Here is a 12,351-nt window from a genome sequence, read left to right on the forward strand (position 1 = left end):
GTGCTTATGGAGTTCAGTCATGATGACAACAACAATTTGCCCCTTACTAAGTTCGAATCAATGTTAAAAACAAATCATGTTTTATTTTTTGATTCAGAAGAATTTGAAAACATCATTCATCACTACCTCAACCAAGGTAAAATTGCATTGGCAAAAAAAGCAATCAAATTAGGTTTAGACCAACACCCTACTTCCATTAACCTTAGGCTTTTTAAGGTAGAAGTTCATGTCTTCGAAGATAAGTTATTTGAAGCTGAAGATTTACTTAATGAACTTTACAGTATAGACCCGACTAACGAGGAAGTTTACATTCAAAAGGCTAATATTTTATCAAAAAGAGATAATCATGAAAAGGCTATTGAGGTTCTTAAAAAAGCTATTGACCTTACTGATGATTTGGTAGATTTATATTCTCTAATAGGTATGGAATACCTTTTCTTAGATCAATATGAAGAGGCAAAAGTTTATTTTATGAAATGTTTAGAACAAGATATTGAAGACTATTCTGCCCTATATAATGTCATTTATTGTTTTGAGTTCTTAAATCAAAATGAGGATGCCATTTCTTATCTGAACATTTTCCTAGACAAGAATCCTTACTGTGAAGTTGCATGGCATCAACTAGGCAAGCAATATGTGGTTTTAAAAAAATATCAAAAAGCGCTAACCGCTTTTGACTTTGCTATTATATCTGATGATAGTTTTGTAGGCGCCTATTTAGAAAGAGGTAAGGTCCTAGAACAATTAAAACGCTATGAAGAAGCTATAGAGAATTATACTATTACGCTTAAATTAGATGAACCTACTTCTTTTGCTCTTTTAAGAATTGGCACTTGCTATGAAAAACTAAAGGATGATGAATTGGCCGTTCAATACTACTACCAAACTGTTCATGAAGATCCTCTACTAGATAAAGGTTGGATAGCAATTACAAAATTTTACAATAAGAAAAAGAACTTCAAAAAAGCACTTTATTACATTAATAAAGCTATAAACATAGATTCCGAAAATGTAAATTACTGGAAACTGTATTCTCAGATAAATAATCGGCTTAATCTTTACGAAGAAGCAGAACAAGGTTTTAAAAAAACACTTGAATTAGGTAATTATGAATTAAATACATGGTTATCACGAGGAGATTTACTAATAAAACTGGGAGAACCTGAAGCAGCTATTTATAATTTTGAGCAAGCGGTAGAATTTTATCCGGAAAATGCCGAATTAGAATATAGGCTAGCAGGATTGTATTTTTCCTTACGAGAAAATGAAAAAGGAAAATTTCATTTAAAAAATGGACTTAAATTTAATGCGGAATACTCATTTATTATTGATGAACTTTTTCCCGAAGTTTCGAATAAAATTCTTGTAAAAAGTATCATAAAAGAGCATTAATACTGTGCTTTTCTTTCATTAAAATACATACCTTTGGTTTCAAATAAAAATCCAAAAATGCAAAGACGGTTTATAGATTACCTTATCATATCCCTAAAAGGTATCGCAATGGGCGCAGCAGACGCTGTTCCAGGAGTATCGGGAGGAACTATAGCTTTTATTTCCGGAATATATGAAGAACTGGTTAATACCATAAGCAATATAAACACTTCTTTATTTAAAACATTATTTAAAGAAGGTATTAAAGAATTTTGGAAGCAAGCTAATGGTAATTTTGTTCTAGCTCTGGGGTTAGGCGTAGTTGTTAGTTTTGTATCCTTTATGAGATTAGCAAAGTACCTATTAGAACATCACCCTGTGCTCATATGGTCTTTCTTTTTTGGGCTTATAATAGCTAGTATTTATTTTGTTGGTAAACAAATTACTAAATGGAATTTAGGGGTTATTGTCTTTTTAATTATTGGAACTGCTCTAGCATATTATATTACCTCACTACCTGTTTTATCAGAAACTAGCGGTGAGTACTTTTTATTTATTGCTGGCGCAATAGCTATTTGTGCTATGATTCTTCCAGGAATATCAGGATCTTTTATTCTTATTATACTTGGAGCATATAAAACCTTAAGCGATGCTCTTCATGACTTTGATTTTAAAAAAATAATCATTTTTGCAACAGGAGCAATTATCGGCTTGCTAAGTTTTAGTCACGTTTTAAAATGGTTATTTAAGCGTTATCATAACATAACTTTGGCAATACTAACGGGTTTTATTTTGGGTTCTCTAAATAGAGTTTGGCCATGGAAAAAGACACTTTCGTGGCACACCAACTCCAAAGGAGAAAAAACACCTTTAATTCAAGATAGCGTTTCTCCTTTTTCTTTTGAAGGAGATCATCAATTGGTTTTAGCCATAGTTTTAATAGTTATCGGATTTGCGACTATCTTTGTACTAGAAAGACTAGGGTCTAAAAAGCTATAATGCAAAGCACGAGAACACTAACAGACAGAATATTTTTGGTCTTAAAAGGACTGGCAATGGGGGCTGCTAATAAGGTTCCTGGAGTTTCTGGTGGTGTTGTGGCTTTTGTTGCTGGCTTTTATGAAGAATTCATTTATTCTCTTCAAAAGTTTAATGGTAAAGCCTTTAAACTTTTAATAAATAGAAGGTTTAAAAGCTTTTTTAGATACATTAATGGTAGGTTCATATGCCTTTTGTTTCTTGGAATGCTCATTAGCTATTTTAGTATTTCAAAACTTCTAGATTACCTTATTATTCACTATGAACTTTACGTATGGGCTGTTTTCTTTGGTATGATTATTGGCTCTATTTATTATATAAGTAAAGATTTTAAGGGTTGGTGCACCCAAGCCTATGTATCACTTTTCATAGGGATAATTATTGGAGTTAGTATTAGTTTTTTAGACCCCGCAAAGGAAAACGACAATCTAATTTTTGTTTTTTTCTGTGGAATGATTAGTGTTTCTGGTATGACACTTCCTGGCTTATCTGGCTCATTTATTCTAATCTTAATGGGAAACTATGTGCTTTTATTAGTAGATTCGGTTAATGCCCTTTACGATACTTTACTTGATGTTTTTACAGGAGATTTCTCGTTTGTAAACAATATAGAACGTATGCGTATGTTAAAAGTTTTGGTTGTTTTTACTTTAGGCTCAGTTGCTGGATTGGTAACATTTTCTCATATACTAAACTACGTTTTAAAACACTATAGAAACATTACCCTATCAATTTTAATGGGATTTATAATTGGATCTCTTGGTGTGGTTTGGCCTTGGAAAAAAACAATTTTTAAAACAGATGTTAATGACGCTCTCATTTTAGACTCTAATGGAGAAAAAATAATAGAAAGTTATAAAAGATTTTTGCCAGAATTAAATAGTGAAACTTTTTTTGCCATTGGTTTTATAATTATCGGAATTTTAATAGTATTGGCACTTGAATGGTACGGACAAAAAACAAGGAAAATAAAATGATAAAGAAGTTAGGGCTTTTAGGTAAAAATATATCATACTCGTTCTCAAGAGCATACTTTAAAGAAAAGTTTGAAAAAGAAAACATTTCGGGAGTCTCATATGATAACTTTGATCTAGAGTCCATTGACGTTTTTCCATCTCTTATAAAAACAACAGAAGGCCTACAAGGTATGAATGTAACCATTCCTTATAAAGAAGTCGTAATGCCTTTCCTTGATGAAATACACGAACAAGCAGCTGAGATAGGTGCGGTAAATACAATCAAATTAACGGAAAATGGTAAATTGATTGGTTTTAATACCGATTGTTACGGCTTTAAAGAATCTTTAAAACCTTTTATTAAGCCTAATCATAAAAAAGCACTCATTTTAGGAACAGGTGGTGCAAGTAAAGCAGTTGCTTATACTTTAAGAGAATTGGGTATTGAATTTCAATATGTTTCCAGAAGAATGAAAGAAGGTATTGGCTATACTTATGATTCTTTAACAAAAAAAATAATTGAAGAGCATACCATAATTATAAATTGTACACCATTAGGCACATTTCCGAATATAGAAGATTGTCCGGATATACCTTATGACGGTATTACTGAAAACCATATACTTTTCGATTTAATTTATAATCCTCAAGAAACGAAATTCCTCAACTATGGTAAGCAAAAACAAGCTACTTTAATAAATGGATTACTGATGCTAGAGTTACAAGCTGAAAAAGCTTGGTCCATTTGGAATATAAACGATTAATTGTGGAAAATTTAATTAATAAGGCCTATAAAATCTATAAGTTCTGTTTTGTCTTAGGTTTTATTTTATACTGCTTATATATTTTCGTAGATGATTACAACCTAATTTCAGAATATTGGCAAACGGAATTGGTAACCTATCTTGGAATATGGTTATTATACCTTGTAATTTATTCAATCACCTTTACAATCTTATTCTGGACTCCAACAGTAATAGGTCTATTTATTTACTACAAATTTATTTTTAATAGAAAGGCTCCAGACCTTGCAAAATTTTAAGTATTCCATTTTCTTTTTCATTCATATTTTAATCTTCTTTAATTTATTTAAAAGTTAAAACAACATTCTATTCTTTGTAAATCAATATAGTTGTTAGTATCTTTAGTGTCTAAAGCAATTTTGAACCTTAACATTTATTAAAATGTCTGATACTAATGACCTACAGAATCCAGAAGGAATTGAAAACAATAGTTTAAACCAAGATAGTGTTTCTCCGGAAACTCAAGAGACAAAAGTTGAAGCCTCTCAGGCTGATACTCAAGATGAGTCTAACGAGGTTGAAATTACTGAGGAATCTACAACCGAAATTCAAAATGAAACAACGGTTCCTTCAAATGGCACTGAAGACGAAGTTTTAAATGAAATAGAAGAAGCCAATGCCGAAGATGCCGAAGATGAAGGTAATAAAGAAAGGCATGCTATAAAAGAGAAAGACTATGACACCATGTCTTTAGAAGCTTTAGCTATAGAATTAGAAAAACTTTTAAACAATGAAAAGGTACAAGCAATACGCTCTCATGTTGATAAAATAAACAGCGTTTTCAAAACTAAATTTCAGGCTTTAGTAGATGAAAGGAAAGAAGAGTTTATAAACGAAGGTGGTAATGAAATTGATTTTTACTATTCCTCTCCTGTTCAAAAACGATATAAAGAAGCTTATAGAGGCTATAGAAAAAAACTTAACGACCACTATCAAAATATTGAAAAAAGCTTAAAAGATAATCTAGCTAAAAAACTAGAAATTATTGAAGAGTTAAAAGGTCTAATAAATGTTGATGAAAACATTAACACCACATATAATCATTTCAAAGAATTACAAGAACGTTGGCGAAATACAGGACCTATTCCAAGAGATAAGTACAACAACGCCTGGAATAGTTACCATCACCACGTTGAAATTTTTTATGATTTCCTTCATTTAAATAGAGATTTACGCGATTTAGATTTTAAACACAATTTAGAAAAGAAGCTTAAGATCATTGAACGTGCAGAACAATTAGCAAATGAAACTGATGTTATGCGTGCTTTTAGAGAGTTACAGGAACTTCATAAAATGTGGAAAGAGGAACTTGGCCCTGTTGGTAAAGAGCATAGAGAAGAAGTTTGGGATCGTTTTAAAGCTGCCACTAAAGTCATAAATGACAAAAGGCAAGTTTACTTTAAAGAAATAGATAAGGTTTATGAAAAGAACCTTGAAAGAAAACTAGAAATTATTGCCAATATTGTTGCTATTTCTGAGCAAAATGATGCCAATACGCATAATGGATGGCAAAAGAAGATTAAAGAAATTGAAAGCTTAAGAAATGACTTCTTTAATGCTGGTAAAGTACCTATTAAAGTAAACGAAGATACTTGGGCAAAGTTCAAAGAATCTGTTAGAACATTTAATAGAAAGAAAAACGCTTTTTATAAGGACTTAAAGAAAGAACAATATACCAATCTGCAAAAAAAATTAGATCTTATTAAAATTGCGGAAGACAATAAAGACAGTGATGATTTTGATACGGTTACGCCTTTAATGAAGAAAATTCAAGCGGATTGGAAAAAAATCGGTCATGTACCAAGAAAGGACAGTGACAAAATCTGGAAGCAATTTAAAACTGCCTGCAATTCTTATTTTGATAAGTTACATGCAAACAGAAATGCTGCGAATAAGGAAAATTTAGAAGCTTTTAACAAGAAAAATGATCTGCTAAACAATCTTAAAAGCTTGAAGTTAGAAGGAACTAAAGAAGATAAAATTCAAATTATTAAAGATCAAATTGCTAGTTGGAATGCCTTAGGAAGAGTTCCAAATGACAAACGCTATATAGAAGGTAAGTTTCAAAAAGCAGTTGACGAATTATTTTCTAGTTTAGAAGTTGAGAAAAATGAAGTAGAGATGATCAAGTTTGAAAACAGGCTTGATAGTATTAATTCTTCCGAAAACTCGCGTGATTTAGACAACGAACGCAACTTTATTAGAAAGAAAATAGATGAAGTTAAGAGTAAAATAAATCAGTTAGAGAACAATTTACAGTTCTTCACAAATGTTGATGACGACAATCCACTTGTAAAAGACGTTAGAAATAATATAAGCAAACACGAAGAAGAACTCCAACTTTGGAAAAGTAAACTTCAAAAAATTAAAGAGCTTTATTAAAAGCTCTTTTTTTTATTCCAAGCCTGACTTAGAATCTCCTCTTACAACAAAATAGAAATTAGGATCCCTCATCCCTCATGTTCGTTACATTCTTTAAAGTTTCTTAGCTTCCTCCCAAAACACATCCATTTCAGCAAGTGTCATATCCTTTAGACTTTTATTTAAGTCCTTAGCTTTTTTCTCTAAATACTGAAAACGTTTACTAAATTTCTTATTCGTACGTTCAAGAGCATTTTCGGGATTAATATCTAGAAATCTGGCATAATTAACCATAGAAAATAAGACATCTCCGAACTCACTTTCCATAGCCTCTTTATTACCAACAATTATTTCTTCTTGAAACTCTTGTAGTTCTTCTTGTAGCTTTTCCCAGACCTGTTCTGGCTTTTCCCAATCAAACCCAACACCAGCAACCTTTTCTTGTATCCTATTTGCTTTTACCAGAGCTGGTAAACTTCTTGGAACGCCCTCTAATACACTCTTTTTACCTTCCTTTAGTTTAAGGTTTTCCCAATTACGCTTTACATCATCCTCATTTTGAACCTTAACATCTCCATAAATATGTGGATGCCTATTAATTAATTTTTCACAGATTTCATTACAAACATCAGCTATATCAAAATCATTTGTTTCACTTCCAATTTTAGAATAAAATACAATGTGCAACAAAACATCACCTAGCTCTTTTTTTACCTCTTCTAAATCATTATCTAAAATTGCATCTCCCAACTCATAAGTTTCTTCAATAGTTAAGTGGCGTAACGTTTCCATGGTTTGTTTCTTATCCCACGGACATTGCTCGCGCAACTCATCCATAATGGTCAAAAGTCGGTCAAAAGCTTTTAATTGGTTTTGTCTGGAGTTCATTTTACAAGTTTTTGTAAAAGTAGTGTTTTTGAAATCTAGTAATTAAAATAATTTATTTAAAAATACCCTTTTAAATCAAACACCTAAATTCGATATTTTCAAATCTGAAGGCTACTTGTACCAATCAGAAAATTAATATAAATTGCATGAATATTAATTTATTAAACACGTGTAAAAGCAATTCCAAATGGAAATACGCTTCGCATTTTAGAGTTTAAAGCACTCAAAATAGTACTAATAAAAATTGCCTTAAATTGAAAATCAACTTCAAAAAAATAGGAAGACGACTATTACGTATACTAGCACTCTTTCTTCTATTAGTTCTTTTTGCCTATGTTTTTTTATATATAAAACAAGAACGCTTCTTCTTTAATCCTAAAGTTTTAGATAAGGACTATATATATCACTTTGACCAACCTTTTGAGGAGATTAATATTCCTGTTGAAGAAGATGTAAACCTAAACGCCTTATTATTTCCCTCTGATTCCATAAGCAAAGGTGTTATTCTATATTTTCATGGTAATGCGGGAGCCCTTCACGAGTGGGGCGAGCGCGCATATATTTATACTGAAAACAATTATGACGTCCTATTTGTAGATTATAGAGGTTATGGCAAAAGTGATAGCTTTTATGAAAAAGAAGCTGAAATTTACAATGATGCTCAAAAAGTATACGACTACGTGCTTACCAGATATAAGGAAGAGGATATTATTATTTTAGGCTTCTCAATAGGAACAGGCTTTGCCACTTATGCGGCTTCCAAAAACACCCCAAAGCTTCTTATTTTAGAAGCCCCTTATTACTCTTGGAATGATCTTATTAGCAATATGGGACCAATTCCTGAGTGGTTAATTGATTATGAAATCCCTTCTTACAAGTTCCTTGCAGATGTAAGTTGCCCTATTCAGGTCTTTCATGGTTCAAAAGATTTCATTATTGATCCAGATGAACATTCTAAACGTTTAAAAGACCTGTACCCTCATAAAATTAATCGTAGCTTAATTAAAGGAGCAGGCCATAGTGTTCATCTTACAAAACAGTATTATGATGAGCTTAAAGAGTTGTTAAACAACTACTAACGCATAATTTAGCTTAAGCAAGTGATTCCAAGTCCCAAAAGTAAAAGGTTAATTCTGATTAAAAATACATCTTGGAATTTAACAAGGTTTATAATTTTCTAGAAGATACAATACTAAACTACACTATTTCGTTTTATGTTTTTGATCATTTAGAAATGAAAACGTATTTGTTACCTATATTTCTATTTTTTTCTTTGAATATTTTGGGGCAAAACATTCATGCAAAGCCCATAATTGAATTTCTTAGATCGCCAAAAGTATTATATAGAGGGATTTATAATAATTTAAAAATCAATGTTTCTAAAACCGATAGTATTCAGTTATATGATACTGAAAACTCTCTAATTCCTAAAAGCATTACTGGATATTACAGAATTAATTGTACCTCCAATAAATTAGGGAGGAAAACATTAATAGTTAAATCCTTTCTTAATGGTTTGAATATAAAATCGGATAGTATAATTTTTAAAGTTGAAAATATTGATAGACCAAGATTAAAAATAGGTAATTACTCAGGTAAAAATCTAAAAATGACTGTTGATGAATTAAAAAATGCTAAACTTGAAGTATTTGTATACAATTTACATCAGGATTATAAAATCAAAGTTTCAGGGTATAAAATTAAAATTGCCGATGAAAAAATAAGACATGTCTACAGAGATTCAATTTCAACCGAGATTTATTCAAAACTTAAAGATTTACAAGCCGGCAAAGAGTTATTAATCTTTGACGTCCAATATCATTCTCCATATTTTAGATGTGGTAAACGCACATCTCCAGTGTATATAGAGATAATGAATGAAAGATGATAGAAACTCAAAATACTGACTAAACTTAGGCCAACAAAAGCATCTTCCATTAATTTAAATATCTGGCACTGAATTTGTTTGTAACAAAAAAGTAGCTTTTGCTACAAACAAGTAGAACAAGTCTAACATAAAAAAGAAAAAGAAATGATAATTAATAAAGGAACATTAATTCTAGGTGCTTTAATAGGTGCTGGTATTGGTGTATTATTAGCACCTGAAAAAGGAAAAATAACAAGAGATAAGTTAAAAAAAGAAGGTAAGGAAATTAAAGACCAGATAACCGAAGATTTCAAAGAAGTAAAGGAGGATGTTTCTAAAGCAGCCCAATCTGGAAAAGATAAGTTTAAAGAAGACATGAAAGACTTTGCTTCTAAAGCAAGTTATAAAACCGAAGAAGCCATTACATTTTTAGAAAAGCAATTGGCTAAGCTTAAAGAAAAGAATAAAACACTACAGCAAACGAGCTAGTAAAATGCTTTAGTACTGAAATAAATTCAAAACAGTTGAATTAAAACAAATAAAAAAACCAACGTTTAAACGTTGGTTTTTCTTTATTTAAATGCTTCTTATTGTTAAGCATTTTGCTTTTTAATCAAATTTAAAGCTGAACCTTCTTTAAACCATTCAATTTGAGAATCATTATAGGTGTGATTTAAGGAAATTGTATCTTTACTACCATCAGCATGAACAACCTCAACAGTTAAGGGCTTGCCTGGAGCAAACTCGTTTAAATCTAAAAAGTTGAAAGTATCATCTTCCTGAATTAAATCGTAATCATTTTCATTGGCAAAAGTCAATCCTAACATACCTTGTTTTTTAAGGTTTGTCTCATGAATACGAGCAAAAGATTTTACTATAACCGCTGCAACTCCTAAATGACGTGGTTGCATAGCTGCGTGCTCTCTTGATGATCCCTCACCATAATTATGATCCCCAATAACAACAGTTTTAACACCCGCTGCTTTGTAGGCGCGTTGCACATCTGGCACACCACCATACTGTCCTGTTAATTGGTTTTTAACAAAGTTTGTTTGTTTATTAAACGCATTAACTGCACCAATTAATGTGTTATTCGCAATATTATCTAGATGTCCTCTATAACGCAGCCAAGGTCCAGCCATAGATATATGATCTGTAGTACATTTTCCAAAAGCTTTGATTAATAGTTTAGCACCTGTAATAGTATCTCCAAGGGGTACGAAAGGCGTTAGTAACTGTAACCGTTCTGAATCTTCTTTTACAACAACGTTAACGCCGCTTCCATCTTCAACTGGCTCCAAATAACCATTATCTTTTACATCAAACCCTTTTGGCGGTAATTCCCATCCTGTTGGTTCATCTAACATCACTTCTTCACCATCTTCATTAATAAGCTTATCCGTTAAAGGATTAAAGTCTAAACGTCCAGCAATGGCTATTGCAGCGGTTAACTCAGGAGACGCCACAAAAGCATGTGTATTTGGATTACCATCAGCACGTTTAGCAAAGTTTCTATTAAACGAGTGTACAATACTGTTTTTAGGTGCATTCTTCGGGTCACTATAACGCGCCCACTGCCCTATGCATGGTCCACAAGCGTTTGTAAATATAGTGGCATCTAGCTTTTCAAAAACCTCTAAAATACCATCGCGTTCCGCTGTATAACGCACTTGTTCAGACCCTGGATTGATACCAAATTCTGCTTTGGTCTTTAAGTTTTTATCTAGTGCCTGTTGAGCAATAGATGAAGCTCTTGATAAATCTTCATATGAGGAGTTCGTACAGGATCCTATAAGCCCCCACTCTACTTTTAAGGGCCATTCATTTTCAGTAGCCCTTTTGGTCATATCCGAACCAACTTCAGTGGATAAATCTGGTGTGAATGGTCCGTTTAATAAGGGCCCTAACTCAGATAAATTAATTTCAATCACTTGGTCAAAGTATTGCTCTGGATTTGCATATACCTCAGGATCTGCCGTTAAATAATCTTTTACTTCATTAGCTGCATCTGCTACACCTTCTCTGTCTGTAGCTCTTAAATAGCGGTCCATAGAGTCATCATAACCGAATGTTGAAGTTGTTGCACCTATTTCAGCACCCATATTGCAAATAGTCCCTTTTCCAGTACAAGACATTGCTATTGCTCCTGGTCCAAAATATTCAACGATAGCACCAGTTCCCCCTTTTACCGTAAGAATCTCAGCAACTTTTAAAATGACATCTTTAGGTGCGGTCCAACCAGACAACTTACCTGTTAACTTCACCCCTATTAACTTAGGAAATTTTAATTCCCAAGCCATACCAGCCATTACATCTACCGCATCTGCTCCTCCAACTCCTATGGCAACCATTCCTAACCCTCCGGCATTAACCGTATGTGAATCCGTACCAATCATCATTCCTCCTGGAAATGCATAGTTTTCTAATACTACTTGGTGAATAATACCCGCTCCTGGCTTCCAGAAACCGATACCGTATTTATCAGATACAGACTCTAAAAAATCAAATACCTCACTACTCACATCATTGGCACGTTTTAAATCTTTTGCAGCGCCTTCTTTTGCTTGTATTAAATGGTCACAATGTACGGTAGTTGGAACAGCAACCTTCTTTTTCCCAGCTTGCATAAATTGCAATAAAGCCATTTGCGCTGTGGCATCTTGACATGCAATTCTATCTGGTGCAAAATCCACATAGTCTTTACCTCTTTCAAAAGCTTGGGTTGGTGCTCCGTCCCAAAGGTGATTATATAATATTTTTTCAGAGAGTGTTAGTGGTTTTCCAACAACCTCTCGGGCGGCATCTACGCGTGCTTTCATTCTCGCGTAAACTCCTTTTATCATTTCGATATCGAATGTCATAAGCTGTATCTATTTAATGTTTAATGCTTTATTTTTATAGGCTCACTAATATACGAAATTCGCAAATCGTTTTAAACTGAATGAAATAGAGTTCTTTTATTTTAGATTTGGTAAAATCTATTTAATCATTACCTCCATTATATCCATTTTGCCCTGATGAACTACTGAGATTTAAAACACTGTTCTAATTGAAAGTATATTTCCTA

General features: G+C 32.4%; 11 protein-coding genes. 9 read left to right on the forward strand and 2 right to left on the reverse strand.

The features are described from left to right. Positions 1–6: 6 nt before the first annotated feature. The 6 genes from FUA24_RS00800 (at position 7) to FUA24_RS00825 (ending at position 6,550) form a co-directional block, all read left to right on the forward strand. Positions 7–1,392, forward strand: coding sequence for a tetratricopeptide repeat protein (locus FUA24_RS00800; protein WP_148539634.1), 1,386 nt, complete (start codon positions 7–9; stop codon positions 1,390–1,392). A 57-nt stretch (positions 1,393–1,449) separates the two neighbouring features. Beyond that, complete coding sequence (locus tag FUA24_RS00805; protein WP_148539635.1) at positions 1,450–2,370, forward strand: DUF368 domain-containing protein; 921 nt, start codon at positions 1,450–1,452, stop codon at positions 2,368–2,370. Beyond that, positions 2,370–3,386, forward strand: coding sequence for a DUF368 domain-containing protein (locus FUA24_RS00810; RefSeq protein WP_148539636.1), 1,017 nt, complete (start codon positions 2,370–2,372; stop codon positions 3,384–3,386). Before FUA24_RS00805 ends, FUA24_RS00810 begins: the two co-directional genes overlap by 1 nt. Next, on the forward strand, positions 3,383–4,129 hold the full coding sequence (locus tag FUA24_RS00815; protein ID WP_148539637.1) for a shikimate dehydrogenase family protein: 747 nt from the start codon (positions 3,383–3,385) through the stop codon (positions 4,127–4,129). The genes FUA24_RS00810 and FUA24_RS00815 overlap by 4 nt, the downstream gene beginning before the upstream one ends. 2 nt (positions 4,130–4,131) lie before the next feature. Then, positions 4,132–4,407, forward strand: a complete 276-nt coding sequence (locus FUA24_RS00820; protein ID WP_148539638.1) for a hypothetical protein — start codon at positions 4,132–4,134, stop codon at positions 4,405–4,407. Between the two features lie 142 nt (positions 4,408–4,549). Then, positions 4,550–6,550 (forward strand): DUF349 domain-containing protein, encoded by a 2,001-nt coding sequence (locus tag FUA24_RS00825; protein WP_148539639.1) that lies wholly within the window; start codon positions 4,550–4,552, stop codon positions 6,548–6,550. Between the two features lie 93 nt (positions 6,551–6,643). Here FUA24_RS00825 and mazG read toward each other — a convergent pair whose 3' ends face one another. After that, entirely contained in the window at positions 6,644–7,417 is a 774-nt protein-coding gene (gene mazG / locus FUA24_RS00830; protein ID WP_148539640.1) for a nucleoside triphosphate pyrophosphohydrolase, read from the reverse strand. 254 nt (positions 7,418–7,671) lie between these two features. Here mazG and FUA24_RS00835 point away from each other — a divergent pair, with 254 nt between their 5' ends. From FUA24_RS00835 to FUA24_RS00845, 3 genes are all read left to right on the forward strand, one after another. Further along, positions 7,672–8,496: an alpha/beta hydrolase gene (locus FUA24_RS00835; RefSeq protein WP_148539641.1), complete on the forward strand. Its 825-nt coding sequence runs from the start codon at positions 7,672–7,674 to the stop codon at positions 8,494–8,496. A gap of 71 nt (positions 8,497–8,567) precedes the next feature. After that, the gene (locus FUA24_RS00840) at positions 8,568–9,305 is read left to right on the forward strand and encodes a GldM family protein (protein ID WP_148539642.1); all 738 of its coding nucleotides are present in this window, start codon (positions 8,568–8,570) and stop codon (positions 9,303–9,305) included. Positions 9,306–9,449: 144 nt separating this feature from the next. Then, on the forward strand, positions 9,450–9,773 hold the full coding sequence (locus FUA24_RS00845) for a YtxH domain-containing protein (protein WP_148539643.1): 324 nt from the start codon (positions 9,450–9,452) through the stop codon (positions 9,771–9,773). A gap of 104 nt (positions 9,774–9,877) precedes the next feature. Here the strand turns inward: FUA24_RS00845 and FUA24_RS00850 are convergent, their stop codons facing one another. Then, complete coding sequence (locus tag FUA24_RS00850; protein ID WP_148539644.1) at positions 9,878–12,145, reverse strand: aconitate hydratase; 2,268 nt, start codon at positions 12,143–12,145, stop codon at positions 9,878–9,880. Positions 12,146–12,351 lie beyond the last annotated feature (206 nt).

Source organism: Seonamhaeicola marinus (assembly GCF_008085455.1).

Excerpts from the sequence above, each read along its gene's own strand:
- FUA24_RS00800 (WP_148539634.1), top strand. The coding sequence starts at position 7 with ATGGAGTTCAGTCATGATGACAACAACAATTTGCCCCTTACTAAGTTC.
- FUA24_RS00805 (WP_148539635.1), top strand. The coding sequence starts at position 1,450 with ATGCAAAGACGGTTTATAGATTACCTTATCATATCCCTAAAAGGTATC.
- FUA24_RS00810 (WP_148539636.1), top strand. The coding sequence starts at position 2,370 with ATGCAAAGCACGAGAACACTAACAGACAGAATATTTTTGGTCTTAAAA.
- FUA24_RS00815 (WP_148539637.1), top strand. The coding sequence starts at position 3,383 with ATGATAAAGAAGTTAGGGCTTTTAGGTAAAAATATATCATACTCGTTC.
- FUA24_RS00825 (WP_148539639.1), top strand. The coding sequence starts at position 4,550 with ATGTCTGATACTAATGACCTACAGAATCCAGAAGGAATTGAAAACAAT.
- mazG (WP_148539640.1), bottom strand. The coding sequence starts at position 7,417 with ATGAACTCCAGACAAAACCAATTAAAAGCTTTTGACCGACTTTTGACC.
- FUA24_RS00845 (WP_148539643.1), top strand. The coding sequence starts at position 9,450 with ATGATAATTAATAAAGGAACATTAATTCTAGGTGCTTTAATAGGTGCT.
- FUA24_RS00850 (WP_148539644.1), bottom strand. The coding sequence starts at position 12,145 with ATGACATTCGATATCGAAATGATAAAAGGAGTTTACGCGAGAATGAAA.